The sequence below is a fragment of the Streptomyces sp. NPDC045701 genome, assembly GCF_056432045.1.
Genome location: NZ_JBWKJV010000011.1, coordinates 79021 through 103800, shown reverse-complemented (window position 1 = coordinate 103800; position 24780 = coordinate 79021). Strand labels below are relative to the sequence as shown.

22 protein-coding genes and 1 pseudogene are annotated in these 24780 nt (G+C 75.0%); 14 read left to right on the top strand and 9 right to left on the bottom strand.

The genetic code is table 11. From position 1 onward, the window contains the following. Nucleotides 1-6: 6 nt before the first annotated feature. From AC07DW_RS15370 to AC07DW_RS15360, 3 genes are all read right to left on the bottom strand, one after another. Nucleotides 7-576 (bottom strand): GNAT family N-acetyltransferase, encoded by a 570-nt coding sequence (locus AC07DW_RS15370; RefSeq protein WP_478858145.1) that lies wholly within the window; start codon nt 574-576, stop codon nt 7-9. Between the two features lie 110 nt (nt 577-686). Continuing rightward, a complete protein-coding gene (locus tag AC07DW_RS15365) occupies nt 687-1985 on the bottom strand; it encodes a GAF domain-containing protein (RefSeq protein WP_478858144.1) in 1299 nt (432 codons plus the stop codon). A 302-nt stretch (nt 1986-2287) separates the two neighbouring features. After that, nucleotides 2288-3928, bottom strand: coding sequence for an acyl-CoA dehydrogenase family protein (locus tag AC07DW_RS15360; RefSeq protein WP_478858143.1), 1641 nt, complete (start codon nt 3926-3928; stop codon nt 2288-2290). Between the two features lie 17 nt (nt 3929-3945). Here AC07DW_RS15360 and AC07DW_RS15355 point away from each other — a divergent pair, with 17 nt between their 5' ends. From AC07DW_RS15355 to AC07DW_RS15335, 5 genes are all read left to right on the top strand, one after another. Continuing rightward, nucleotides 3946-5160 (top strand): YihY/virulence factor BrkB family protein, encoded by a 1215-nt coding sequence (locus tag AC07DW_RS15355; RefSeq protein ID WP_478858142.1) that lies wholly within the window; start codon nt 3946-3948, stop codon nt 5158-5160. Between the two features lie 255 nt (nt 5161-5415). Further along, nucleotides 5416-5886 (top strand): cation:proton antiporter regulatory subunit, encoded by a 471-nt coding sequence (locus AC07DW_RS15350; RefSeq protein WP_478858141.1) that lies wholly within the window; start codon nt 5416-5418, stop codon nt 5884-5886. Nucleotide 5887: 1 nt separating this feature from the next. Then, nucleotides 5888-7165, top strand: a complete 1278-nt coding sequence (locus AC07DW_RS15345; RefSeq protein WP_478858140.1) for a cation:proton antiporter — start codon at nt 5888-5890, stop codon at nt 7163-7165. A 234-nt stretch (nt 7166-7399) separates the two neighbouring features. Then, nucleotides 7400-8515 (top strand): ribosome small subunit-dependent GTPase A, encoded by a 1116-nt coding sequence (gene rsgA, locus AC07DW_RS15340; protein WP_478858139.1) that lies wholly within the window; start codon nt 7400-7402, stop codon nt 8513-8515. Nucleotides 8516-8804: 289 nt separating this feature from the next. After that, entirely contained in the window at nt 8805-10157 is a 1353-nt protein-coding gene (locus AC07DW_RS15335; RefSeq protein WP_478858138.1) for a DNA-3-methyladenine glycosylase 2 family protein, read from the top strand. Between the two features lie 7 nt (nt 10158-10164). Here AC07DW_RS15335 and AC07DW_RS15330 read toward each other — a convergent pair whose 3' ends face one another. Continuing rightward, entirely contained in the window at nt 10165-10647 is a 483-nt protein-coding gene (locus AC07DW_RS15330; RefSeq protein WP_478858137.1) for a DUF456 domain-containing protein, read from the bottom strand. Between the two features lie 121 nt (nt 10648-10768). Continuing rightward, nucleotides 10769-11719, bottom strand: coding sequence for a helix-turn-helix domain-containing protein (locus AC07DW_RS15325; RefSeq protein WP_478858136.1), 951 nt, complete (start codon nt 11717-11719; stop codon nt 10769-10771). 222 nt (nt 11720-11941) lie between these two features. Here AC07DW_RS15325 and AC07DW_RS15320 point away from each other — a divergent pair, with 222 nt between their 5' ends. The 3 genes from AC07DW_RS15320 to AC07DW_RS15310 all read left to right on the top strand — a co-directional run bounded on the left by AC07DW_RS15320 (nt 11942) and on the right by AC07DW_RS15310 (nt 15686). Beyond that, nucleotides 11942-13129 (top strand): protein phosphatase 2C domain-containing protein, encoded by a 1188-nt coding sequence (locus AC07DW_RS15320; RefSeq protein ID WP_478858135.1) that lies wholly within the window; start codon nt 11942-11944, stop codon nt 13127-13129. A 27-nt stretch (nt 13130-13156) separates the two neighbouring features. Continuing rightward, nucleotides 13157-14899 carry a pyruvate dehydrogenase gene (locus tag AC07DW_RS15315; protein WP_478858134.1) on the top strand — a complete coding sequence of 581 codons (1743 nt, stop codon included), beginning with the start codon at nt 13157-13159 and terminating at the stop codon, nt 14897-14899. A gap of 316 nt (nt 14900-15215) precedes the next feature. Then, the gene (locus tag AC07DW_RS15310; RefSeq protein WP_478858133.1) at nt 15216-15686 is read left to right on the top strand and encodes an ATP-binding protein; all 471 of its coding nucleotides are present in this window, start codon (nt 15216-15218) and stop codon (nt 15684-15686) included. A 44-nt stretch (nt 15687-15730) separates the two neighbouring features. Here the strand turns inward: AC07DW_RS15310 and AC07DW_RS15305 are convergent, their stop codons facing one another. Together AC07DW_RS15305 and AC07DW_RS15300 are read right to left on the bottom strand one after the other, a co-directional pair. Continuing rightward, the gene (locus AC07DW_RS15305; protein ID WP_478858132.1) at nt 15731-16828 is read right to left on the bottom strand and encodes a DUF2637 domain-containing protein; all 1098 of its coding nucleotides are present in this window, start codon (nt 16826-16828) and stop codon (nt 15731-15733) included. A 206-nt stretch (nt 16829-17034) separates the two neighbouring features. Then, nucleotides 17035-17886, bottom strand: coding sequence for a (2Fe-2S)-binding protein (locus AC07DW_RS15300; RefSeq protein WP_478858131.1), 852 nt, complete (start codon nt 17884-17886; stop codon nt 17035-17037). A 151-nt stretch (nt 17887-18037) separates the two neighbouring features. Here AC07DW_RS15300 and AC07DW_RS15295 point away from each other — a divergent pair, with 151 nt between their 5' ends. Then, a complete protein-coding gene (locus AC07DW_RS15295) occupies nt 18038-18775 on the top strand; it encodes a GntR family transcriptional regulator (RefSeq protein ID WP_478858130.1) in 738 nt (245 codons plus the stop codon). Continuing rightward, entirely contained in the window at nt 18772-19899 is a 1128-nt protein-coding gene (locus AC07DW_RS15290; RefSeq protein ID WP_478858129.1) for a hypothetical protein, read from the top strand. Before AC07DW_RS15295 ends, AC07DW_RS15290 begins: the two co-directional genes overlap by 4 nt. A 23-nt stretch (nt 19900-19922) precedes the next feature. Here AC07DW_RS15290 and AC07DW_RS15285 read toward each other — a convergent pair whose 3' ends face one another. Further along, nucleotides 19923-20684: a hypothetical protein gene (locus AC07DW_RS15285; protein WP_478858128.1), complete on the bottom strand. Its 762-nt coding sequence runs from the start codon at nt 20682-20684 to the stop codon at nt 19923-19925. 608 nt (nt 20685-21292) lie between these two features. Here AC07DW_RS15285 and AC07DW_RS15280 point away from each other — a divergent pair. From AC07DW_RS15280 to AC07DW_RS15265, 4 genes and pseudogenes are all read left to right on the top strand, one after another. Continuing rightward, entirely contained in the window at nt 21293-21403 is a 111-nt protein-coding gene (locus tag AC07DW_RS15280; protein ID WP_478858127.1) for a keywimysin-related RiPP, read from the top strand. A 24-nt stretch (nt 21404-21427) separates the two neighbouring features. Continuing rightward, nucleotides 21428-23248 (top strand): annotated as a pseudogene (locus AC07DW_RS15275) (lasso peptide isopeptide bond-forming cyclase); the annotation flags it as partial. A gap of 35 nt (nt 23249-23283) precedes the next feature. Further along, the gene (locus AC07DW_RS15270) at nt 23284-23538 is read left to right on the top strand and encodes a lasso peptide biosynthesis PqqD family chaperone (protein ID WP_478858126.1); all 255 of its coding nucleotides are present in this window, start codon (nt 23284-23286) and stop codon (nt 23536-23538) included. Continuing rightward, nucleotides 23535-23978 carry a lasso peptide biosynthesis B2 protein gene (locus AC07DW_RS15265; RefSeq protein ID WP_478858125.1) on the top strand — a complete coding sequence of 148 codons (444 nt, stop codon included), beginning with the start codon at nt 23535-23537 and terminating at the stop codon, nt 23976-23978. The genes AC07DW_RS15270 and AC07DW_RS15265 overlap by 4 nt, the downstream gene beginning before the upstream one ends. On the opposite strand, the gene AC07DW_RS15260 is transcribed toward AC07DW_RS15265, so the two are convergent. Further along, nucleotides 23918-24760: a pentapeptide repeat-containing protein gene (locus AC07DW_RS15260; protein ID WP_478858201.1), complete on the bottom strand. Its 843-nt coding sequence runs from the start codon at nt 24758-24760 to the stop codon at nt 23918-23920. The two genes, AC07DW_RS15265 and AC07DW_RS15260, sit on opposite strands and share 61 nt — an antisense overlap. Between the last annotated feature and the right edge of the window lie 20 nt (nt 24761-24780).

Genomic DNA, 24780 nt, shown 5'->3' with positions numbered 1-24780 from the left:
GAGCGTTCAGCCGACCTCCGCGCCGGGCCAGGGTCCCGGGGCCGCCGTCTCCGGCTCCTCCGTCACCTTGGTGTCGAAGAGGGTGAAGCCGCGCCGCCGATAGTTCCCCATCGCGTGCTCCCCGTCCAGGGAGCAGGTGTGCAGCCAGACCCGCTTCGTCGGGGCCCGCCCCGGCCAGCGCTCGGCCAGATCCCAGGCGCGCGCCGTACCGTACGCCAGCAGGTGCCCGCCGATGCCCCGCCCCCGGAACGCCGGTATCAGCCCGAAGTAGACGATCTCCACGACCCCGTCCTCCTGCGGGTCCAGCTCCACGTACCCCGCCGGCGTCCCCCGGTCGTACGCCACCCAGATCTCCGCCCCGGGCCGCTCGACGATCTCCCGCCACTGGGCGTACGTCAGTCCCAGCCGGTCCGTCCAGTTGATGTCGCCGCCCACCGCCGTATAGAGGAAGCGGCCGAACTCGGGCGAGGGCACCTCCGCCCGGACGATCCGCACGTCACCGGAGGGCGCGGCGGCGGGCCGCAGGTCGTCGGGGGAGGTCTGTTCGAGGGACCAGGTGGTCACGGTGATGCTCATACGCCCAAGCGAACCACGTGCCCACCCGGCGGGACGATCGGCCACCCCCGCCCCCCGGTGATCGCCCCCCCGCCGGCCCCCGGCGACCCGCCTCCGCTCCCGGCGACCGGCTACCCCGTCCGCTCGCCGCCCCCCGAGGCGCGCACCGCCGGGGCCGTGGAGTGGGGGAGCAGGTCGGCCGGGTCCTCGGGGCGGACCACCGCCACCTCGACCTCCTCGCGGAACCGGTACGGGCGGTGCTCCAGCACGCCCGCCAGAGTGCGGCGCACCCGGGACATCTCCGCCCGGACCGTCACCGCACGCGTCCGGTCGCCGAACACGTCGTGCGCCAGCTCCGCCGCCGTCCGGCCGTCCCGGTGCAGCGCCAGCACGTACAGCAGCTCGGTGTGGCGCGGGCTCAGCTCCTGCGTCCAGCTGCCCGCCGGCCCCGACACCTCCAGCGACCAGCGGCGTGGCCGGCTCACGTCCAGCACCACCCGGCTCGCCGCCGCCCGCGCCTCCTCGCCCACCACCCGCAGCAGCCACCCGCCCGGCAGCGGCTCCGCCTCGCACATGCCCAGCGACGGGAGCCACACCCGACCCGGCCGGAACGACGCCGGCAGCGGCAGCCGGTCCACCGGCGGCATCCCGGTCACGCCGGCCAGCCAGCCGTGCGTGTCCACCGCCAGCGCCCTGCCCCCCACCCGGCACAGGATCGGCGCGGCCACCGCCCGCAGCCGCGCCAGCTCCGCGAAGTGCCGGTTGCGCAGCTCCGCCTCGGCGAGCCTCGCGACCGAGCGCACCAGCATCAGCGTGGCCGGGTGCATCGTCGCCAGCGGCCCGCTCACATCCACCGCGCCGAGCAGCCTCCCGTCCCGCGGGTCGGTGATCGGAGCGCCCGCGCACGTCCACGAGTGGTGCGTCGAGACGAAGTGCTCCGCCGAGTGCACCTGCACCGGGCGCCGCGCCACCAGCGCGGTGCCCACCCCGTTCGTACCGACCGTGGCCTCCGCCCAGTCGGCACCCGGCTCGAACCCGTGCCCGTCCGCCTTCCGCAGCACACTCGCGCTGCCCTCCCGCCACAGCACCCGGCCCTCGGCGTCCGCCACCACCATGATGTGCCGCACCGCCTCGGACTCGGCCGAGCACGACACCAGCCCCTCCCGCAGCACCGGCAGCAGCGCCGCCAGCGGCGAGTCGGCCCGTCGGCGCTCCAGCTCGCCCGGCGGGAGCAGTCCCGAACGGCGGTCCCGGTCCGGATCCACGCCCGTGCGCAGCATCCGCCGCCACGACTCGCCTATGTCGGAGCGCGGCGCCAGCGGCGCCCGCCCGCCCTTCAGCGCCGCCTCCCGCACGCCCTTGAGCAGCAACGCCGCCTCGCGCGGGTCCATGGCGGCGAGCCGCGTCATGTCCACCGTGGCCTGACGCACCGGTCCTCCCCGTTGCCGTCCCACCTGGTGGTCGGTACGTGTCACCCCATCCTCCCCGCCCGGCGGCGACGCGCCGTCGTCATGCCCACAACGGTGCAACCCTCTGCAACTCTCGCGCACGGCCCCACCCTCGTACGAAAGTGGTACGGCGACGGGATGGTGCCGTGTCGGCGCAGCACCATCCCAGCCGCTCCGGGGGCGCGGGCCGATCGGACACACGGCCCGCGCCTTTCCCGAGCGGCTCGGGGCTCCGGCGGCAGACCCCCATCCCTTTCGCCACCCGTGGCGCCCGCTTCGCGCTCCTATGCCACCGCGCGTGCCCGCTTAACGATTCCCGCCAGGTCCAGGGTGTGCGGCAGCGTTCCGAACGCCGCCCCCCAGTCCCCGCCCAGCCGCGACGCGCAGAACGCGTCCGCCACCGCCGACGGCGCCCACCGCACCAGCAGCGACCCCTGGAGGACCAGGGCCATCCGTTCCACCAGCCGCCGCGCCCGCGCCTCGACCCCGTCCAGGTCGGCCAGCTCGGCCAGCAGGTCCTTGATCGCCCCGTCCAGCCGGTGGTCCGCGCCCCGCGCCTTGCCGACCTCCTCCAGGAAGGCGTTCAGCGCCATCGGCTCCCGCTGGAGGGCCCGCAGCACGTCCAGCGCCTGGACGTTGCCCGACCCCTCCCAGATCGAGTTCAGCGGAGACTCGCGCAGCAGCCGGGGCATGCCGGACTCCTCCACGTACCCGTTGCCGCCCAGACACTCCAGCGCCTCCGCCGTCACCGGCGTGCACCGCTTGGTCACCCAGTACTTCGCCGCCGGCACCGCCAGCCGCAGGAACGCCCTCTCCTGCTCGTCGTCGGTGTCGTACGCCGCCGCCAGCCGCATCGCCAGCGTCGTCGCCGCCTCGGACTCCAGCGCCAGGTCGGCCAGGACGTTGCGCATCAGCGGCTTCTCGATCAGCACGCCGCCGAACGCCCCGCGGTAGGCGGCGTGGTGCGCCGCCTGCGCCACCGCCTGCCGCATCAGCGCCGCCGAGCCGACCACGCAGTCCAGCCGGGTCGCCGCCACCATCTCGATGATGGTGCGCACCCCGCGGCCCTCCTCACCCACCCGGCGCGCCCACGTCCCGTCGAACTCGACCTCGCTCGACGCGTTCGACCGGTTGCCGAGCTTGTCCTTCAGCCGCTGGATCCGGAACACGTTCCGGCCGCCGTCCTCCAGGACCCGCGGCACCAGGAAGCAGGTGAGTCCCCCGGGAGCCTGCGCCAGCACCAGGAAGGCGTCGGACATGGGCGCCGAGCAGAACCACTTGTGGCCCGTCAGGACGTACTCGCCGTCCGCCTCCAGAGGGGTCGCGGCCGTGGTGTTCGCCCGTACGTCACTGCCGCCCTGCTTCTCCGTCATGCCCATCCCGAAGAGCACACCGGTCTTGTCGGCGGCCGGGCGCGCCGTCTCCTCGCCCTCGTAGATCTGCGAGGTCAGCCTGGGTTCCCACTCCGCGGCGAGCGCGGGGTCGGTGCGCAGCGCCGGGACGGCGGCGTGCGTCATCGACAGCGGGCAGCCGTGCCCGGCCTCGGTCTGCGTCCACACCAGGAACCCGGCGGCGCGCCGCACGTGTCCGCCCGGCCGGCCCCAGGCGTTGGTGAGCCCGTTGGTCACCGCGTGGCCGAGCAGCCGGTGCCAGGCGGGATGGAAGTCGACCTGGTCGATCCGGTGGCCGTACCGGTCGTGGGTGCGCAGCTTGGGCGGGTTCTCGTTGGCGAGGAACCCCCACTCCTGCGCCTGGACGGAACCGGCGGTGGTGCCGAGCGAGGACAGCTCCTGGCGGGCCTCGTCGAGGAGTTCGAGCGGAAGGTGACGCTCCACGGCCTCGGTCAGCGCATGATCGGCGGTGAAGACGTCGTACCCGACCAGGGGCGGAGGCTGGTTGGTCACTGTGTGGGTGGTGGTCGCCATGCGGATACGGTAAGGAGGTGCAGGCAGCAAATGAAACACCCCCGGGACCTCCTCGGTCACAGGGCAGACTCCACCGGGCCCGGGCCCTCTATCGCAACGTGTCCAAGCGGAGGATGGCCTGGCTGCTCCTGAAGGACACGGTCAATTCGTGCATCGAGTACCGGATCCTCGGCCTCGCCGCCGAGGCGGCGTTCTTCACCCTCCTGTCACTGCCGCCCCTGATGCTCGGCCTGCTGGGTCTCCTCGGCTACATCGACGACTGGACCGACACCACCACCGTCGCCTCCATCGAGCGCAACATCCTCGGGGCGGTCGGCACGGTCCTGTCCGACCGGGGGGTCAACGACATCGCGCGGCCGCTGCTGGCGGACGTCACGCACGGCGGCCGTCCCGACATCATCTCGATCGGTTTCGCGATCGCGCTGTGGTCCGGCTCGCGGGCGGTCAACGTCTTCATCGACACCATCACGGTGATGTACGGCCTGGACGGCCACCGCGGCATCGTCGCCACCCGGCTGCTGGCCTTCCTGCTCTACGTCGCCGCCCTGCTCATCGGCGCGGTCGTCCTGCCGCTGGCGGTGGTCGGTCCCGACCGGGTGGTCGAGTTCGTGCCCTGGGGCACGGAGGTCGTCTCCGTCCTGTACTGGCCGGTCGTGATCCTGCTGTCCATCGCCTTCCTGACGACCCTGTACCACGTGTCCGTCCCGGTGCGCTCCCCCTGGATCGAGGACGTCCCCGGCGCGCTGGTCGCCCTCGCCATGTGGGTGTTCGGCAGCTTCCTGCTGCGCATCTACCTCACCAGTACGGTCGAGGGCCCGACCATCTACGGCTCGCTGGCCGCGCCCATCGCGGTCCTGCTGTGGATCGGCATCTCGGCGTTCGCGGTGCTGGTGGGCGCGGCGGTCAACGCCGCGATCGACCGCGTCTGGCCGTCGGTCGCCACCGCCGCCGCCCGCGCCGAGAACGAGCGCGCCCGCACGGCCGAGGCGGCGGCCCTGGTCGCTCGGGCGAAGGCGGCGGTCGAGGGCCTGGACGACCTGGACCCGGACATGCCCTCGGAGTTCCCGGAGCGCTGGTCGAGGTTCCTGCCGCCGGACGACGTGAAGTCCCGGCTGCACTCCGCCAAGGACAAGGAACGGGAGAAGGACCGGGAGCGCGCCAAGGACCGCGAGCGCGCCCAGGACCGGGAGCGTGACCGGCAGCGGGACCGGGACGGCGGCGGCCCGGTGTAGGCGGGGCCGCGGCGCCGGATCGTCGTGGGGCGCCGCCGGCGCCGTGCGCGGCACCGGCGGCATGCGGAACATCCGAGCCGGCCGGCACGTGTTCGACGACGGTGCCTGAGCCTCGGCGGCCTGAGGAGCGACAAGGGCGACCGCTTCGACGTCCCCTGCGGCGCCGCGGCCACCACCACAACGTAATGATACGGTAAAGAAGATCCTTTCTTCTTGTACGCCGGCTCCGCCGGCGACCACCGCGGAGGGGCGATCATGGGCACGCGTCGTACCCCACTGCCCGGCGTCGGGACGCAGTACGAGTTCACCACCGAGGCCGGACAGCACATCTCCGTCGTCGTCCACCACGACGGGCGCCGGTTCCTCGGCTTCTACGCGGCCGACGACCCCGACACCTGCCAGGCGTCGGTGCCCCTCACCCCCGAGGAGGCCACCGGCCTCGCCCACCTGATCGACCCCGCGCCGGTGGACGCCATCCGCACCGACGGCCTGGACCTGGTCACCGAGCACATACCCGTCGGCAGCCGTTCGCCCTACGGCGGGCGGCTGCTCGGCGACACCAGGGCCCGCACCCGCACGGGCGCCTCCATCGTGGCCGTACTGCGCCGCACCAGCGTCCACCCGTCGCCCGGACCGGACTTCCGGCTCGCCGTCGGGGACACCCTCGTCGCCGTCGGCACCCGCGAAGGCGTGGACACCCTCGCCGGCATCATCGCGGGGGACTGACATGCACAACACCACCGCACTCCTCATCGAGCTCGGAGCGGTCATCCTCGGCCTCGGCCTCATAGGGCGGTTCGCCGGACGCGTCGGCCTCTCCCCGATCCCTCTCTACCTCCTCGCCGGGCTGGCCTTCGGCCACGGCGGACTGCTCCCGCTCAACGCCAGCGGGGACTTCGTCGCCGTCGGCGCCGAGATCGGCGTCATCCTGCTCCTGCTCCTCCTCGGCCTCGAGTACAGCGCGGGCGAACTCGTCTCCAGCCTCAGGACGCAGTACCCCTCCGGCGCCGTCGACTTCGTCCTCAACGCCACCCCCGGAGCCGCCGCCGCGCTCCTCCTCGGCTGGGGACCGGTCGCCGCCGTAGCCCTCGCCGGAGTCACCTGGATCTCCTCCTCCGGCGTCATCGCCAAGGTCCTCACCGACCTCGGCCGCCTCGGCAACCGTGAGACCCCCGTCATCCTCGGCCTCCTCGTCATCGAGGACCTCTCGATGGCGGTCTACCTCCCGCTGCTCACCGCCCTGCTGGCCGGCGTGGGACTCGCCGGCGGCAGCATCACCCTGGTCATCGCCCTCGGCACCGTCGGCCTCGTGCTGTACGTCGCGCTGCGGCACGGCCGCCTCATCAGCCGCGCCGTCTCCTCCGACAACCCCGAGATGCTGCTGCTCGTCGTGCTCGGTCTGACCGTGCTCGTCGCCGGCATCGCGCAGCAGCTCCAGGTCTCCGCGGCGGTCGGCGCGTTCCTCGTCGGCATCGCCCTCTCCGGCGAGGTCGCGGAGGGCGCGCGCGAACTGCTCACCCCGCTGCGCGACCTGTTCGCCGCCGTGTTCTTCGTCTTCTTCGGACTGTCCACCGACCCGGCCGCCATCCCGCCGGTCCTGCTGCCCGCACTGCTGCTCGCCGTCGCCACCGCCCTGACCAAGGTCTTCACCGGCTGGTACGCGGCCCGGCGCGCCGGCATCGGCCCGCGCGGCCGGCTGCGGGCGGGCGGGGCGCTGGTCGCCCGTGGCGAGTTCTCCATCGTCATCGCGGGCCTCGCCGTCGGCACCGAACCCCGGATCGGACCCATCGCCACCGCGTACGTACTGATCCTGGTCGTCCTCGGCCCGCTCACCGCCCGCTGGACCGAACCCACCGTCGGCCGCCTGCGCGGGCTGCTCCACCGCGGCCCGCTCCACCGACGTCCCGGGCGGCGCCACGATCCGCCGCCGGGGCACGAGGAGATCGCCGAGGCGTCCGGGGCGCCCGGGGCGTCGGGCGTGCCCGAGGCGCAGACGGCGAACTGAGAAAAACCCTTGGCGCGTTCACCGGGCGCCCGCCTAGAGTGAGGCCGTTCCGCGGGGCCCGCGGAACGCGAGACGTCGAACCACGAGCGCAGGACCGGGAGGTGTGACCGATGGCTGTCATTGCGATGGGCGCTGCCCGCGTCACGACGATCCTCCACTCCACCTCCGTGGCCACCGGCTGACACATCGCCCGCAGCGGGCGCCGTCCGGGGCCACCCTCGGAAGGGTTCCCCCTTGTCTCTCGCTTCTTCTTCCCCGTCCTTCCCGTCCCCCTCGCACGCCCTGTCCCCGTACGGCTGGGACGGCGGATGGGAGGCGGAATTCGCCGCGTACGCCGACCAGGGCCTCGTCCCCGGGCGGGTCGTACGCGTCGACCGCGGCCAGTGCGACGTCATCACCGCGGACGGTGTCGTCCGCGCCGACACCGCGTTCGTGACCCCGCACGACCCCCTGCGGGTCATCTGCACCGGCGACTGGGCCGCCGTCGAGACGGACGGCACGCCCCGCTACGTCCGGGCGTACCTGCCGCGCCGGACCGCATTCGTACGGTCCACCTCCTCGACGCGGTCCGAGGGCCAGATCCTCGCCGCCAACGTCGACCACGCGATCATCGCCGTCCCGCTCTCCGTCGAGCTGGACCTCGGACGGATCGAACGGTTCCTCGCCCTCGCCTGGGAATCGGGCGCCCAGCCGCTCGTCGTCCTCACCAAGGCGGACCTCGTGCCCGACCCGGTCGGCCTGTCCTACCTCGTGCAGGACGTCGAGACGGTCGCGCCGGGCGTACAGGTGCTGCCGGTGAGCTCCACCGGCGGCGAAGGCGTCGACGTGCTCGCCGCCGTCGTCTCCGGCGGTACGAGCGTGCTGCTCGGCACCTCCGGCGCCGGCAAGTCGACCCTCGCCAACGCCCTGCTCGGCGAGGACGTCATGGCCGTCCAGGCCACGCGCGACGTCGACGGCAAGGGCCGGCACACCACCACCACCCGCAACCTCCTCACCCTGCCGGGCGGCGGCGTCCTGATCGACACGCCCGGACTGCGGGGCGTCGGCCTGTGGGACGCCGAGGCCGGGGTCGGCCAGGTCTTCTCCGAGATCGAGGCACTGGCGGAGGACTGCCGCTTCCACGACTGCGCCCACCTCGCCGAACCCGGCTGCGCGGTCCTCGCCGCCATCGAGGACGGCTCGCTGCCGCAGCGGCGGCTCGACAGCTACCGCAAGCTGCTGCGCGAGAACCAGCGGATCGTCGCCAAGACCGACGCCCGCCTGCGGTCCGAGATCCTCAAGGACTGGAAGCGCAAGTCCGCCGTGGGCCGCGCGGCCCTGGAGGCCAAGCGCGGCGGCCGCAACCGCTGAACGAGGCGGCGCGGCGGCCCCCGCCCGCCCGCGGTCCGGCCCCGGCGGGGCGGCCGTTCGTGGCGGGGGCGGCCCCGGCCCCCCCCGCCGAGCACTCGGCCACGGCAGGGGCAGCCTGCCCCCGGCGGGCGGGCCGTCCCTCCGCCGGGCACGCCCGTCCCGGCGGGGGCGCCCCGGCGCAGGGGCGGCCGGGCACGGCCGGCCGGGCCGGCGCCCACCGGGGCGCCCCACCGGCCGGGCACGGCCGGCCGGGCCGGCGCCCACCGGGGCGCCCCACCGGCCGGACGCGATGTCCGAAAACCGCCAGCGCGGCGGTCCTCCCAGCACGGAGACTGGTGCCGTGACGGACGAGGACACCAGATACCGCGCGGTCAGCAGCCGGGACGCGCGGTTCGACGGCGAGTTCTTCTTCGCCGTCGGGACCACCGGCATCTACTGCCGGCCCAGCTGCCCGGCGGTCACGCCCAAGCGGTGCAACGTGACGTTCTTCGCGACCGCTGCGGCGGCCCAGCGGCACGGCTACCGGGCCTGCCGGCGATGCAGGCCGGACGCCGTACCCGGCTCCGCCGCCTGGAACGTCCGCGCCGACGTCGTCGCCCGCGCGATGCGCATGATCGGCGACGGGGTGGTGGACCGCGAGGGCGTGCCCGGGCTGGCGCACCGGCTCGGGTACAGCGCACGCCAGGTGCAGCGGCAGCTCAACGCCGAGCTCGGCGCCGGTCCGGTCGCGCTGGCCCGCGCGCAGCGCGCCCACACCGCGCGGGTACTGCTCCAGACCACCCGGCTGCCGGTGACGGAGATCGCCTTCGCCGCCGGGTTCGCCAGCGTCCGGCAGTTCAACGACACCATCCGGCGGATCTACGCGCGGACGCCGAGCGGACTGCGCGCGGAGGCACGGGGGCGTCCGGGCGGCGGCGCCGGGGGGATCGCGCTGCGGCTGGCGTACCGGGGCGCGTACGCGCGGCGCGCGGTCTTCGACCTGCTGGAGGGCGAGGCCGTCGCGCGGATCGAGGAGGTCGTCGGGGCGCCCGGCGCCCGCACGTACCGCCGTACCCTGCGGCTGCCGTACGGCCCAGGAATCGTCGCCGTCGGCGAGCGCTCGCCCGGACCGTGGCTGGAGGCCCGGCTGCACCTGGGCGACCTGCGGGACCTCACCACCGCCGTCCAGCGGCTGCGACGCCTGTTCGACCTGGACGCCGATCCGTACGCCGTCGCCGAGCGCCTCGGCATCGACCCCGCCCTCGGGCCGCGGTCGCCCGGCGCGGCGGAGCCCGAGGAGTACGCGCTGCGGGCCCTGGTGGACCGGGCGGAGGCGGCCCGGCTGGTCGAGGAGCACGGCACGGCACTGGACGTGCCCTGTGGCGGGCTCACCCACCTGTTCCCCGAGCCGGGCGCGCTGCGGCGGCACCCGGCGGCCGGGCCCCTCGCCACGGCGCTCGCGGCCGGCGAGGTGCGGCTCGACCCGGGGGCCGACCGGGCCGCCGCCGAGCGGGCGCTGCGCGGCGTACCGGGGGTGGACGCCCGGACCGCCGCCCTCATCCGGATGCGGGCGCTCGGCGACCCGGACGTGGCGCCCGACGCCGGGGCGGACCGCGAGGAGTGGCGCCCCTGGCGCTCGTACGCCGCGCTTCTGCTGGGCTGAGGAGCGGTCAGCCGGCCAGCACGGCGCCCGTCCAGGCGCCGACGATCAGCAGGCACGCGAACAGCTCCACCAGCACGCTCGTCCCGATCGCCCGCATCACGGTCCGGGTGGACGTCATGGCCGGGCCGTGCCCGCCGAGGCGGCGCCGCTCGCACAGGTAGATCCCCCCGACGTAGCCGGGCACGGTCCCCACGACCGGCAGCACGACGAACCCGATCAGGGCGCCGACACCGGCGTACGCCACCATCCGCCGCGTCACGCCGACACCGCGCAGCCGGCGCGCCGGGAGCTGCCAGACGACCACCTGCGTCACCAGCAGCAACGCGCTGGAACCGACCAGCAGCCACCACGCCGCACCGGTCCGCACATGCAGCGACCACCACATCACCGCGGCCCAGACCAGCCACGCGCCGGGCACGCCCGGGACGAGCACGCCGAACAGGCCGAGCAGCATCACCAGCCCGGCCAGGAGCAGCTGCCACGCACCCATACCGCCAGCCTGCCGGACCGCTCCCCCTCACGCAGGTCAGCCGGGGTCCCGGCCCGGACCGCTCCCGCTCCCGCCAGGTCAGCCCGGCCCGGCCCGACCCGGACCGTTCCGCCGCCGCGGGTCAGGCGCGGGTCACCCAGCCGCGCTCATGGGCGTGCCAGCCCAGTTGGAGGCGGGTCGTCACGCCCGCCAGCTCCATCAGCCCCTTCACCCGGCGCTGGACCGTGCGCAGGCCCAGGTCCAGCTGCTTGGCGACGCTCGCGTCCGTCAGGCCCGCCAACAGCAGCGACAGCACCTCCAGGTCCGTCGCGTCCGGGCCCGCCGGGGCCTCCTCGGCGGCAGCGCCGCCCGGGCCCAGCCGCAGCGGCAGCGCGTCCCGCCACACCGCCTCGAACAGGGCCGTCAGCGACTCCAGCAGCCCGCTCGCCCGGGCCACCAGCGCCACCGGCTCCGCCCCCGGACCGGTCAGCGGCACCATGCCCGCCGACCGGTCGGCCACCACCAGCCGCGCCGGCACCCGGTCGGCCACCCGCAGCCGCACCTCACCGCCGAGCGCCGCCGACAGCGCGGCGGCGCCGCCCGGCCGCGACAGGACCTCCCGCTCCACCACCACCCGGCACGCCACACCCCGCGCCGGCACCGCGAGCGGGCCCTCCGTCACGAGGGCGCACACCTCCTCCGCCGCGCCCAGCAGCAACTGGTCCAGCCGGCGCTCCACCGCCGCCGCGCCGGTCACCACCTCCACCAGGTCGGGCACCGCCGGCTCCGCCGCCTCCGCCCGGTACTCCTCGGCCAGCCGGGCCGCCGCCGCCTCCACCCGCTCCAGCTCGTGCCGCTGCCGGGTGAGCAGCGCGCCGAGCGCCACCGCCGGGGGCGCGGCCACCCACCGCCCGGCCCGCGCGGACGACCCGGCCGCCAGCCCCCGCGACTCCAGCCGGCGCAGCGCCCGCTCGGTCTCCGCCTCGGGCAGGCCGAGCCGGTGCGCCAGGTCCGCCACGTCGGCCGCACCCAGCGCGACCAGCGCCCGGTACGCCGCCTCCTGCCGCTCGTCCAGCCCTATCGCCGCCAGCACCACTGGGACCCCCTCTCACTCCGTGGACGTCTTGTTCACGATTGGACCAAAGCGGTCTACTCTCGAACTCCGCCCATCCCCAAGAACCGTGGTCCGCGCGTATGACGTGCGTCGATCACGCCGGTCCGCCGGGCGTCCTTCCCGTGGGGGGTGGGGCCGCCCGGCGGACCACTTTTCCGCTCGCCCGTTTTCGTACGCCCCGCGCGGTCGACAATTATGGGCATGAGCCCACAGGGGGATACGCCCACCACCGGCGGGGACGACTGGTGGGACAAGCTGTACGACCCGACGGCGGCGGACGCCACCCCGGCCGGACCGTCCGCCGGTCCACCCGGCCGGGGGCGCGCCCCCTGGGAACCGAAGGACCCGGACGGCCCGGCGAGCGCCCCGCGCACGTTCCCCGGCGGCCCGCGCCCGTCCCGCCTGCCCCGGCCGCGCGTCGGGCACGTCGGCGAGCGCCCGCCCACCTACGAGCCCGAACCGACCGCCCTGCCCCCGGCCCGGCCGGACGAGCTGGACGAACTCGTCGCCGACACCGTCCTGGACGGCGCCCGGTACGGGACGTACACCCTGCGGGCCGTGTCCGTACGTGGCGACTCCGCGCGTCACCGGGGCGAACCCCGCCGCGACGCGCTGCTCACCGCCCGCTTCGGCACCGGGGCGTCCGCCCTCGTGCTGGCCGCCGTCGCCACCGGCGCCCGCTCCGCCCCGGGCGCGCACCTCGCCGCCGCCGACGTCTGCCGCTGGATCGGCGAAGCCGTCGGGCGCAGCCACGCGCGGCTCGCCGAGGACATCCGGGCCGGCCGCCGCCGCGACCTCAAGTCCGGACTGCACCGGCTCACCGACCGCTCCTACGGCCGTCTCCGCGCCCGCGCCGCGGACCTGGGCGTGGCGCCCGGCCAGTACACCGCCGGACTGCGCTGCCTGCTGCTGACCGCCGACCCCGGCTGCCGCACCCGGGTGTTCTTCGGCGTCGGCGAGGGCGGGCTCTTCCGGCTCCGCGACGGCGTCTGGCAGGACATCGAACCGGCCGTCCCCGAGCCGTCCGCCCTCACCGGCGAGCCCGTCATCGGCTACGGCTCGCCGCCGGCCGAGACCGAGCAGGGCGACCGGCTGACCATGGACCTCGGCATCACGACGCCCCCGGCCCCGTACGTCGAGGACCCCGTCCCGCCGCCCGCCGAACCCTTCCGCTTCCGCGCCTCCGTCGCCCGGCCCGGCGACACCCTGCTCCTCGCCGGCCGCGGCCTGGCCGAGCCGCTGCGCGACGAGCCCGCCCTCGCCGGGGAACTCGCCGGGCGCTGGGCCACCGGCGAACCGCCCGGACTGGCGCAGTTCCTGGTGGACACCCAGCTGAGGGTGAAGGGATACGCCGATGACCGTACGGGTGTGGCGATCTGGGAGGCGTAACCGCGTACGCCGTGACTTGATGGACGCATGGCCAAACAGAATGTGGCAGAACAGTTCGTCGACATCCTGGTCCGCGCCGGCGTGCGACGGCTGTACGGGGTCGTCGGGGACAGCCTGAACCCCGTCGTCGACGCCATCCGCCGCACCCGCGGCATCGACTGGATCCAGGTCCGGCACGAGGAGACCGCCGCGTTCGCGGCCGGCGCCGAGGCCCAGATCACCGGCAGCCTCGCCGCCTGCGCCGGCTCCTGCGGGCCGGGAAACCTGCACCTCATCAACGGGCTGTACGACGCGCACCGCTCGATGGCCCCCGTGCTGGCCCTCGCCTCCCACATCCCCTCCGGCGAGATCGGGCTCGGCTACTTCCAGGAGACGCACCCGGACCGGCTGTTCCAGGAGTGCAGCCACTACAGCGAACTGATCTCCAGTCCCAAGCAGATGCCCCGGCTGCTCCAGACCGCCATCCAGCACGCCGTCGGCCGCAGCGGCGTCAGCGTGGTGTCCCTGCCGGGTGACATCGCCTCCGAGGAGGCCCCGGAGAAGGCGGTCGAGCACGCGCTCGTCACCTCGCGTCCCACCGTGCGCCCCGGTGACGCGGAGATCGACGCCCTGGTCCGGCTCATCGACGACGCCGACAAGGTCACGCTGTTCTGCGGCAGCGGCACGAAGGGCGCGCACGCGGAGGTGATGCGGTTCGCGGAGCGGATCAAGTCGCCCGTCGGGCACGCCCTGCGCGGCAAGGAGTGGATCCAGTACGACAACCCCTACGACGTGGGGATGAGCGGGCTCCTCGGCTACGGCGCCGCCTACGAGGCCACTCACGAGTGCGACCTGCTGATCCTGCTGGGCACCGACTTCCCGTACAACGCCTTCCTGCCCGACGACGTCAAGATCGTCCAGGTGGACGTACGGCCCGAGCACCTCGGCCGCCGCTCCAAGCTCGACCTGGCCGTCTGGGGCGACGTGCGCGAGACCCTGCGCTGCCTCACCCCACGCGTGCGCCCCAAGACCGACCGCCGGTTCCTCGACAAGATGCTCAAGAAGCACGCCGACGCCCTGGAAGGGGTCGTCAAGGCGTACACCCGCAAGGTGGAGAAGCACAGGCCGATCCACCCCGAGTACGTGGCGTCCGTCCTCGACGAGATCGCCGACGACGACGCGGTGTTCACCGTCGACACCGGTATGTGCAACGTGTGGGCGGCCCGCTACCTCACCCCCAACGGACGGCGCCGGATCATCGGGTCGTTCAGCCACGGCTCGATGGCCAACGCCCTGCCGCAGGCGATCGGCGCGCAGTTCACCGACCGGAGGCGGCAGGTCGTCTCCCTGTCCGGTGACGGCGGGTTCTCGATGCTCATGGGCGACTTCCTCACTCTCGTCCAGCACGACCTGCCGGTGAAGGTGGTGTTGTTCAACAACTCCTCGCTGGGCATGGTCGAGCTGGAGATGCTGGTGGCGGGCCTGCCCTCGTACGGCACCGCCAACCGCAACCCCGACTTCGGGGCCATCGCCCGTGCCGCCGGCGCGTACGGCGCGCGGGTGGAGAAGCCCAAGCAGCTGGCGGGTGCGCTCAAGGACGCCTTCGCGCACCGGGGCCCCGCGCTCGTCGACGTCGTCACCGACCCCAACGCGCTGTCCATCCCACCGAAGATCAAGGCGGAGATGGTGACGGGCTTCGCCCTGTCCGCCAGCAAGATCGTGTTGGACGGGGGAGTGGGCCGGATGCTCCAGATGGCCCGCTCCAACCTGCGCAACGTCCCCAGGCCCTGACCGGCGCCCGGCGGTGTGCCCCGCGGCCGGCACCGGGGCCACGGGGACGCGGGCCGTGTGCCGCACGGGGCGCGTCCCGGCGCACGGCCCCTTCGCGGTGCCCTTCCACCAGCCGTGGTCGTCATACGCCAGCGCTTCTCCGCCGACCGGCCGCCGTGCGGTCGCCGCTCCGCGAGGCCGGCCGGGGGACTTACCCCGATGCGCCCCCCGGGCGCCCCCCGGACCTGTGATTCCCAGGCGTGACGCGGTGTAGGCGGGGGCATGCATCCCGTGAACCTGTTCGAGGGGAAGGGCCGACGACGTGCGGGTGGGGGAGATGATGGGACGTCAGGGAGGTGCTGGATCCGTCACCGACGGGCTGGTTCCCGGGGCCGAGCGGCACGGCCGGTCGGTGCAGTGGCGCCGCCACGTGGCGGGTGCGGACCTGTCGGCGGTACCGGAGGTGCGGCGCGCGCTCCGCGAGCTGCTGCGGCACTGGGGGGAACCGGACGTGCCGCACGTCGCGGAGCTGTTGACCAGCGAGCTGGTCACCAACGCGCTCATACACACCGAGCACGGCGCGGTGATCACGGCCACCCTGACCCCCAGGACGCTCCGGGTGGAGGTGCGGGACTTCGCCACCGACCTGCCGACCCCGTGCGCCCCCGCGATCGACGACGGGACGCACGGCAGGGGCCTGGTCCTGGTGCAGGCGCTCGCCGACGCGTGGGGGGTGCTCACGCACGGGGTGGGGAAGGTCGTCTGGTACGAGCTGTCCGGGGGCCCCGCCGCGCCCGCCGGGATGTAGGGCGAAGGGCCCGCCGCGACCGGCGGGCCCGCTCTCCGCGACTGTCAGCCGAACTGCTGCTCAAGGTGCGCGAGTTTGCGCTCCAGCGAGTCGAGCCGGGGCAGCGTCTGCGTGTCGTCCTCGGCGGTGAGGTCGACCGTACGGGGCGGGTCATCGCCCTTGACGGCCTGGAGGGAGGGCCGGGAGGACCGCGAAGGCTGGTGTCCCCGGTCGGCTATGGCGGGCTCCGCGACGGAGGCTCCGACGGCGGCCGGGGCGGAACCCCCCGGGTGGCTCGGCGAGTCGACGGGGTGGACGTCGACCTGGGCGGTGTTCATCGCCGGGACGTCGACCTGTCGGCCGCCCCGCCCCCAGGCCCGGTGCTGGCGGTTGAACGCCTTCAGGCGTGCCCGCTCCAGCTTGTGGTGCTCGCGCTGCCGCTGCCGGTCCTGCTCCTTGCGGCGCCGGTCCTCGCGCACCTCGTCGACCGCCTCGTCCAGGGTGCGCACGCCCTCCAGGAGCATCAGCGACCAGGCGCCGAACGTCTCGCGGGGCGCCCTGAGCCACCGTACGATCCGGATCTGCGGCAGCGGCCGGGGCACCAGGCCCTGCTCCCGCAGCGCGGACCGGCGGGTCTGCTTCAGCGCCCGGTCGAACAGCACGGCCGCCGACAGGGACATGCCCGCGAAGAAGTGCGGGGCCCCCGCGTGCCCGAGGCCGCGCGGCGCGTGCACCCAGTTGAACCAGGCGGCCGCGCCGGCGAACGTCCACACCAGCAGGCGGGAGCCGAGCGCCGCGTCGCCGTGACTGGCCTCGCGCACCGCGAGCACCGAGCAGAACATGGCGGCGCCGTCGAGACCGAAGGGGACCAGGTACTCCCAGCCCCCCGCCAGGTTCAGGTTCTGGCGGCCGAAGCCCACCAGGCCGTGGAAGGAGAGCGCGGCGGCGACCGCCGCGCAGCAGAAGAGCAGCAGGTAGGAGGCGGTGCCGTAGACCGCTTCCTTGCGGCGGCGGCGCTCCTCGCCGCGCTCCCAGGAGTCGTCGGCCGCGGCCTTGTCGCCGGCGCGCCTGCCGCGCGTCACCACCGCCACCGCAGCCAGGACTCCCACCAGCATCACGCCGCCCGGAAGCAGCCAGTCCAGCGATATGTCGGTCAGTCTCATGCGGTGTCCCTTGCATCGCTCCGGTAGGGCGTTCGGGCGCCATAGTGGCCGAACGCCGCGGAGCACCGGCGTGGTTTCGGGCAAGAGAACGCCATTGGGGCCGCAGGGCGTACGAATAGGTGCGATCTGCTCGAACTTCCGTATCCGTGCAAGGAGTTGAGTTCGATTGACGTCACTCGGGAGAGTGGCGTGGAGTCAGTCGGAGGTCACGCGGATGCGCTCAACCTGGCGACGCGGTCGGCGTCGCGGGTACGCGGACAGGTGACACAGGTGTCCTCGGGGCGCAGGGTGTAGAAGAGGCAGCAGCTCGCCCGGTCGCGGGTCGGCAGCGGTGCGCCGTCCGGCCCCGTCAGCTCCCGGAACCCGGCCGTACCGACGTACGGCTTCGCCGCGCCCGTCCCCGGCAGCAGCAGTCCCAGTTCCGCCATGGCGCGGGGCTCCTCGCCCAGCAGGTGTCCGACGTACCACAGGCCCTCGACGATCTCGTCGGTCGCCATCCCCCACAGGGCCCGCTTACCGCGCCGCATCCGCGGCCCGAAGCCCTCCAGCACCGGCCCCAGGTGCTCGGCGACGGCCGCCCGCACCTCGCCGCGCAGCGCCTCCTCGTCCGGTACGACCCGGGCTCCGGGCAGCGCGGCGGCGGGATCGCCGGGCAGGCAGGCGAATTCCCCCACCCGCACCGTCATCCGGCCGAGCGCCCGCTGGAACGCCACGTCCCCCACCGGCAGCCGCGGCACGCGGCGGTGCAGGAACCACGGCACGGTGATCAGGAGGCAGGCCGGCCATGCGTACCGGTGCAGACCGAAGCTGGCCACGACGTCCGGCCGCGCCTGCTGCCCGTAGTCCCGCAGCACCTGCGCGTCGTCCCAGGAGAGGAAGGCGTCCAGGGCGGGACCGCCCGCGGCCAGTTCGTCGGCCCCCACCCAGCCGGAGCCCCGAGGGGCCCGCTCGCCGTCCGCCAGCTCACGCACGCGCAGCCCGGGGAAGACCTCGGTCAGGCGGTCGTACGCCTCCGTCACGGGCGAGGTCAGGGCGGGGAGGAGGGTGGGAACGGACATGCGGGGGACCACCGAATCGCGATCGTTAGCAGGTAAGCCTTACCTTACCCGATTTGATCGATGTGTGAACGGCGACCCCGTGCGCCTATCGTGCACAGGGGCCCCGTCCACCGCGAGCCGGGCCCTTGGTACGCATCGCAGGAGGACCCGAGTGGAGCAGGGCAGAACGCGCGACACCGCGCCGCCGGACCCGGAGCCGCACGGCCCCGTTCGGGTACCCGAGCAGACCCGCGGCGAACACGTCCACAGCGAGCCCCCCGCTCCCCGGCTCGTCCGGCGCCACTCGGTACGCGGGCAGATCCTCGACGCCCTGCGCACCGCCCTCGTCGGCGGCGAGCTGGTCCCCGGCGAGGTCTACTCCGCGCCCGCCCTCGGCGCCCGTTTCGGCGTGTCCGCCACCCCCGTGCGCGAGGCCATGCAGCAGCTCGCCGTCGAGGGCGCCGTCGAGGTCGTACCGAACCGGGGGTTCCGCGTCACCGAACGCACCCCGCGCGAACTGGCCGAACTCGCCGAGGTCCGCGCCCTGATCGAGGTGCCCGTCATGCTGCGCCTCGCCCGCACCGTCCCGGCCGGCCGCTGGGCCGAGCTGCGGCCCCTGGCCGAGGCCACCTCCGCCGCCGCCGCCCGGGGCGACCGCGCCCACTACGCGGAGTCCGACCGCGCCTTCCACCGCGCCGTCCTCGCCCTGGCCGGCAACCAGCAGTTGGTCGCCGTCGCGGACGACCTGCACCGCCGCTCGCAGTGGCCCCTGGTGGCCGGCCCGGTGGTCCGGCGGGCCGACCTGGTCGCTGACGCGGCCGAGCACTCGGCGCTCCTCGACGCCCTGATCGCGCAGGACCTGCCGGTCGTCCAGTCCCTGGTGCGCGAGCACTTCACCAGCGCGAAATGAGCATGCGCGGCGCCGTCTGGGAGGTGGCGAACCGGCTCGGCGTCGTCGCCGGGACGCCCGCCGAACTGTTCTCCGCGCTGCTGGCGGGCCCGCGCCGCACGGTCCGGGTGCCGCTGCCGCCGGACCACGCCCTCGTACGGGCCCTGCGCCCCCTCGGCCATGTGGACCTGGTCGCCGACGGGCCCCCGGAGCTCCCGCCCGCGACGCCCGTCGACCTCGACGACCCGGCCGCCGTCTGCGCGGCCGACCCCGTGCGCGTCACCCGGGCGTACGAGGCCGACCCCGACCCGCGCGGCGGCCTGCGCCCCGCCTGGCTGCGCGCGGGCCAGTCGCTGCTGCGGGACCAGGATCCCGCCGACCGCGCCCTCGTGCTGCTCGCCGCGCTGGACGACGCCGCCGACCCGCGGCTGGCCCCGGCCCTCGCGCGGCGGGCCGCCGGATCGCCGTGGCGCCTCGCGTCCGCGTCCCGCGGACCGTGCACCGCCCTGGCGACCGGGCCCGACGGGCGGCTGGTGGTGCGGGCGGACCGCGTGCTCGCCGTCGCGTGTCTCCCTGACGGCACCCAGGCGGCCCTCGACGAACGGGGCCGCCTGCGCACCCGGGGCGGCCCGGGCGGCCGGCTGACCGACGCGGTCGCGGCAACCCTGGCCGGCCACCCCGCCACCGCGCTCGCGGCCGCCGGCGGCACGCTGCTGACCGGTGACCGGATGGGCACCGTCCACGCCTTCAGCCTGGCGGGCCTGGAACAGGCGGCAGCGCACTCCGGGCGCGTCACCGCGCTGACGGCTACGGAGACCACGGCGTACAGCGGCGGGGCGGACGGCACGGTACGCGCCTGGCGCCCCGGCCGGGCGCCCCGCCGGACGCCGGTGACGCACCGCCCGTACCCGGTCGTCGCCCTGCACGCCCGGGGCCGTTTCCTCGCGGTCGCCTGGGCGGACGGCCTCGCCGAGCTCCACCACCTGCCCGGCCGCCGTGCCGTGCCCTTCCGCCCCGGCCCCCGCGTCCGGGCGGTGGCCGTGACGGGCGACGGCTCCCTGGTGGTCGGGCTGGACGACGCGGTGCTGCGCCTGACCGCGACCGGGCGCGGTGCGCCGCCGGGGGCCGGGTCGCCGGCGACCTAGGGCCGCATGGCCGGCGAGTGGTCTCAGGCGGCCGCCGGCGGCGCCAACCGGGCGGCCAGCCAGGTCGGTACGCCGCCGAGGAGCTGGAACAGCCGCCGTGCCTCCGCGCGCAGCCGGGTCGCCTCCGGTTCGGGTTCGGTGTCGGCCAGGGCCACCAGCGCCGGGGCCGTACCGACCAGATAGCCGAGCTCCTCGCGCAGGCGCAGCGACTCGGCGAAGCCGTGCCGGGCCTCCGCCAAGTCGCCGTCGTGCAGCGCCAGCCCGGCCAGGTGCCGCCAGGTGGCGGACAGCAGCAGGGCGTCGCCCTGGGCGGCGGCGCCCGCGTGGGCGCGGTGGTACGCGGCGCGGGCGGCCTGCGGGGAGTCGCCGAGGTTCTGCGCGACCAGCCCGCGCCGGTAGTCCAGCAGCGGGCGGCCGGGCGCGGACGGGGCGATGAGCGCCGCCGCCCGCCCGAGCGCCGCCCGCGCCTCGTCGGCCCGGTCCCGTACGCCCAACAGGGTCGACGCGTACGCGAGGTGGCCGCGCTCGCAGGCGGCGGCGCCACGCTCGTCGTCCTCCTGGGCGATCGCCTCGGCCGCGCGCAGGGCGTCCTCGGCCTCGGCCCAGCCCTGCTCGGTGTAGAGGCACCGCTCGATCAGCAGGGACGCGCGTTGCAGGGCGGCCGCCGGGTCGGTCGCGCCGGGCGCGAGGAGGGCGGCCGCGTCGCTCCAGCAGCCGCGTGAGCGCAGCCGCCATACCGCGGTCTGGAGGGGATCGTCGCTTGCGGTCGTTCCGGAACCAGACATGGCGGTATGCGCCACATTGCCCTCCCCGAGCGCGCCATCGAGCTGTTGAGTCCGATGCATCTCAGCATGGAACCGACGCCCGGCCAAGAGGGCCAGGTGAATTGATTCACAATCACCTGCCGTGGCGCGGCCCGGCGCCCGGCGCTCCGCGCGGCCTCCGGCAGCCGCCGCCGGTCCACACGAACGAGTGAAGACCGACGCCCCGGCCCCGGCAGCTCGTGGACGGGGCCAACGGATCGGACTCGGAGGGGAGTTCAGGCGGGCGCTCAAGTGCGGGGGTGAGGCACGGTGAGGGCGCGCGGGCGGCGGCGGGCACGCCGGGCGCCGACGTGCCGGGTGGTCGAACGGTGCACCGGGGCGGCCGGCGCATGCATCGAGAGGACACACGCGGAAACGTTTCGCCTCCGACCGGGGGTGGGGCGGGCGGGTCCCGGCCACCGCTCGGGCGACAGGGCCGACGGCTTGAGAACCGGTCGGTCGGAATGGACAGTCATACCGTATGAGCAGCGGATGAGCTGTTGCGGTATCCCCCTCAACCGCCTCTACCTTCCGAAGCACGGCCGCTCGTCCTCATGGGGCGGGTGGCGAACCGAGCAGAAGGAGACGTCATGAAGAAGGCGTACGAGGCACCGACGCTCGTCCGGCTGGGAACGTTCCGGCGGAAGACCGGGCTCCTGCGGTTCCGCGGGAACGACCGTCTCATCCTGAGCAAGAACTGACGCCGACGGCGATCGCACGGTCTCATGACTGAAGCGCACGCAAGTGCGGGCCCGGGCCCCGGTGACGCGCACGTCGCGGTCTTCCCCGACCTCGACGCCGCGGCCGCCGTGGCCCGGTTCTTCGCCCGCCCCGGTACGCGCACACTGGCGCACCCCTCGGGCCGCCCCTGGCTGGTCGGCCACTGGCGGGACGAGGAGCTGCTGACCGCCCACGCGGGCTCCACCGCCCTCGCCCTCATCGGCTGCCACACCCTCGACGCGGACGCGCTGCACCGCCACGCCGCGCGGCTGCGGGACCTCGCCCGGCTCGACGCCCTGGCCCGTACCCTCCCCGGCAGCTTCCACCTCCTGGCCACGTTCGACGGCCGGCTCAGGGCGCAGGGCACCGCGTCCGGCCTGCGGCTGCTCTTCCACGCCCGGATCGACGGCGTGCCGGTGGCCGCCACCCGCGCCGACGTGCTCGCCGCGGCGCTGGGCCTCGCGCCGGACGAGGAGCAGCTCGCCGTCCGGCTCCTGTGGCCGGTGCCCCACCCGCTGGGCGAGGCGTCGATGTGGCGCGGCGTGACCGCCGTACCGCCCGGCGAGGCGCTCGTCGTCGGCCCGGACGGGCGCACCGTGCGCCACTCGCGGTGGTGGACGCCCCCGGAACCGGTCCGAACGCTCGCCGCCGGGGCGCCGCGGGTCCGCGAAGCCCTGACCGAGGCCGTCGACGCCCGTACCCGTGAGGGCGGCACTGTCAGCTGCGACCTGTCCGGCGGGCTGGACTCCACCACCATCTGCTTCCTCGCCGACCGCTCGCCGGCCCGCGTGGTGGCCAGCACCTGGCCCGGCCGGGACCCCGCCGACACCGACCTCCACTGGGCCCAACAGGCCGCCCGGTTCCTGCCGGACACCGAACACGTCGTCTGGGACGCCCACGCCTCACCGCTCGTCTACACCGGCCTGCTGTCCATCGACGACCTGCTGGACGAACCCACCATCGGCGTCATGGACCGCTCACGGGTCCTGCACCACCTGCCCGCCATGGCCGAACGGGGCAGCCGCCTGCACCTGACCGGCATCGGCGGCGACCACGTCGCCTGGTGCTCCGAGGCGTACTACCACCGACTGGCCCGCGGGCGACCGCTGTTCGCCCTCCGGCAACTGCGCGGATTCCGGGCCCTGTGGCGGTGGCCGCTCGGCGGAACGCTCCGGGCCCTGGCCGACTCCCGTCCCTACCGCGCTTGGCTCGCCGACGCGGACCGGCACCTGTACGACCCGCTGCCCGACTCGGTCACCAGCGCCCTGGGCTGGGGTGTCCCCCCGCGGTTGTTCGACTGGGTGACGCCCGACGCGGCGGTGATGGTGCGGCGGGCCCTGCGGGAGGCGGCGGAGAGCGCGGAACCGCTGCACCCGGACCGGGGCATGCACGCCGACCTGGAGCAGATCCGCTCCTGCACCCGCATCATCCGGCAGTGGGACCGGATGGCGGCCCGGGCCGGGGTGCCGATGTCCTCGCCGTTCCTCGACGACCGGGTCATCGAGACGTGCCTGGAGGTACGCCCCGATGAGCGCGTCACGCCCTGGGCGTACAAGCCGCTGCTCACCACCGCGATGCGGGGCATCGTGCCGGACGTCTGCCTGCGCCGCACCAACAAGGCCGCCGCCGCCATGGACGCCGCCGACGGACTGCGGCAGCACCGCGCGGACCTGGCCGAGCTCTGGGAGGACTCCCACCTCGCACGGCTCGGCCTGGTGGACGGCGAGGCGCTGCGCCGGCTCGCCCGGCGGCCGTCCGCACCGGGCCTGCGCGACGCCATCCTCTACTCGACGATCTCCTGCGAGGTCTGGCTGCGCGGCCTCACGCCCCGCACGGCACCCACGACGGAAGGGAAGTCACCATGGCACTGCGATTCGGAGCCGACGTCTCCACCGCGGAAACCGGATACGGCACCGTCCTCCTGGACCAGCGCAACGGACAGTACTGGGAACTGAACCCCAGCGCGACACTGATCGTCCGCGTGCTCATGGAGGGCGGCGACGAGGCGGCCGCCGCCGACGCGCTCGTCGGCGCGTACGACATCGACCGGGCCGGGGCCGAGGCGGACGTCGCCGCGCTGGTGGCCGAACTGCGCACCTCGGGCCTGGCCGCATGACCACGCCCAGCGCCCTGGACATCCCCGTGGGCGTGCCCTTCACCCGGCGGCTCGCCGCCCGGCTGGTGCTGGTGCCGGCGATCCTGCTGTCGCTGCTCCCGCCGCGCCGCATCCGGGCCGTGCTGGAGGTCGTCCGGCGCGGGGCGCGCCCCGCCACCGCCGGCCGGGCGCTGGCCGCCCGCGACGCGCTGTGCGCGGTGAGCCTGCGCTGCGCCGGGCCGCAGGGGTGTCTGCCCCGCTCACTGGGCGCGGCGCTGCTGTGCCGGCTCTCCGGCACCTGGCCGACGTGGTGCACGGGGGTGAGCATGGTGCCGCCCTTCAACGCCCACGCCTGGATCGAGGCGGGGGGCCGCCCGGTCGGCGAACCGATGCCCTCCTCCTACTTCGCGCGCCTGATCGACGTGGGCCCGGTGGCGCCGCCCGGTCCGCCGCCCCGCTGACGGGCGGGGGCCGCGGCCGCCCAGTGCGCGGGGCGGGTGAGCCGCGCGGGCAGGACCGTGCGGCTGTCGCCGCGCGCCGCGTTGAGCTGCGGCTGGGTGAGGAACAGCGCCCCGGAGAGGTCGGCGCCCGCGAGCCGCGCGTCGCGCAGGTCGGCGCCGAGCAGGTCGGCCTCGCGCAGGTCCGCGCCGGTGAGGTCGGCCGCGATGAGATACGCGCCGCGCAGGCTAGCCCCCCGCAGGTCCGCGCCGGTCAGGCGGGCGCCCATGAGGTCCGCGCCGCGGCGGTTCTTCCCCTTGCCCTTCGCACCGGGAACCCCCGCCCGGGCCAGCTCGCCCGCCCGTGACAGCAGGTCGCCGACGAGCCGGCGGTGCGCGTCCAGGTCCAGCGCCCCGAGCTCCTCCGGGGGGAGGAGCGAGAGCCGCTCGGTCTCCGCGAGGACGCGCCGCGCCTCGCCGTGCAGCCGGCGCGCGGGCTCCAGCGCCAGGACCTCGGTGAGGTACGCCAGCAGTTCGTGCAACTGTCGTACGACCGGGAACGCGGCGAACATCCGCCGTGCCGTCTCCGGGTCCTGCCGCCAGTCCCGGCCGCCGAAGGTGACCTGGGAGACCTTCTGCCCGGCGCCGAAGCAGTCGTACACCGTGCAGCCGTTGAAGCCGCGGTCGCGCAGCCGTTCGTGGATGCCGCAGCGGAAGTCGCTGGCCAGGTTGGCGCACGGGGTGCCGGCGGGCTTGTCGACCGCGAAGTCCGCGGAGGCGGCGAAGGGCAGTGCGACGCAGCACAGTCCGAAGCAGTTGGCGCAGT

What these genes read in the sequence shown, in the direction of transcription:
- AC07DW_RS15360 (WP_478858143.1), bottom strand. Translation starts at nt 3,928, where the DNA reads ATGGCGACCACCACCCACACAGTGACCAACCAGCCTCCGCCCCTGGTC.
- AC07DW_RS15370 (WP_478858145.1), bottom strand. Translation starts at nt 576, where the DNA reads ATGAGCATCACCGTGACCACCTGGTCCCTCGAACAGACCTCCCCCGAC.
- AC07DW_RS15310 (WP_478858133.1), top strand. Translation starts at nt 15,216, where the DNA reads ATGATGGGACGTCAGGGAGGTGCTGGATCCGTCACCGACGGGCTGGTT.
- AC07DW_RS15315 (WP_478858134.1), top strand. Translation starts at nt 13,157, where the DNA reads ATGGCCAAACAGAATGTGGCAGAACAGTTCGTCGACATCCTGGTCCGC.
- AC07DW_RS15290 (WP_478858129.1), top strand. Translation starts at nt 18,772, where the DNA reads ATGAGCATGCGCGGCGCCGTCTGGGAGGTGGCGAACCGGCTCGGCGTC.
- AC07DW_RS15330 (WP_478858137.1), bottom strand. Translation starts at nt 10,647, where the DNA reads ATGGGTGCGTGGCAGCTGCTCCTGGCCGGGCTGGTGATGCTGCTCGGC.
- AC07DW_RS15350 (WP_478858141.1), top strand. Translation starts at nt 5,416, where the DNA reads ATGGGCACGCGTCGTACCCCACTGCCCGGCGTCGGGACGCAGTACGAG.
- AC07DW_RS15305 (WP_478858132.1), bottom strand. Translation starts at nt 16,828, where the DNA reads ATGAGACTGACCGACATATCGCTGGACTGGCTGCTTCCGGGCGGCGTG.
- AC07DW_RS15335 (WP_478858138.1), top strand. Translation starts at nt 8,805, where the DNA reads ATGTCCGAAAACCGCCAGCGCGGCGGTCCTCCCAGCACGGAGACTGGT.
- AC07DW_RS15265 (WP_478858125.1), top strand. Translation starts at nt 23,535, where the DNA reads ATGACCACGCCCAGCGCCCTGGACATCCCCGTGGGCGTGCCCTTCACC.
- AC07DW_RS15345 (WP_478858140.1), top strand. Translation starts at nt 5,888, where the DNA reads ATGCACAACACCACCGCACTCCTCATCGAGCTCGGAGCGGTCATCCTC.
- AC07DW_RS15285 (WP_478858128.1), bottom strand. Translation starts at nt 20,684, where the DNA reads ATGTCTGGTTCCGGAACGACCGCAAGCGACGATCCCCTCCAGACCGCG.
- AC07DW_RS15300 (WP_478858131.1), bottom strand. Translation starts at nt 17,886, where the DNA reads ATGTCCGTTCCCACCCTCCTCCCCGCCCTGACCTCGCCCGTGACGGAG.
- AC07DW_RS15320 (WP_478858135.1), top strand. Translation starts at nt 11,942, where the DNA reads ATGAGCCCACAGGGGGATACGCCCACCACCGGCGGGGACGACTGGTGG.
- AC07DW_RS15280 (WP_478858127.1), top strand. Translation starts at nt 21,293, where the DNA reads ATGAAGAAGGCGTACGAGGCACCGACGCTCGTCCGGCTGGGAACGTTC.
- AC07DW_RS15270 (WP_478858126.1), top strand. Translation starts at nt 23,284, where the DNA reads ATGGCACTGCGATTCGGAGCCGACGTCTCCACCGCGGAAACCGGATAC.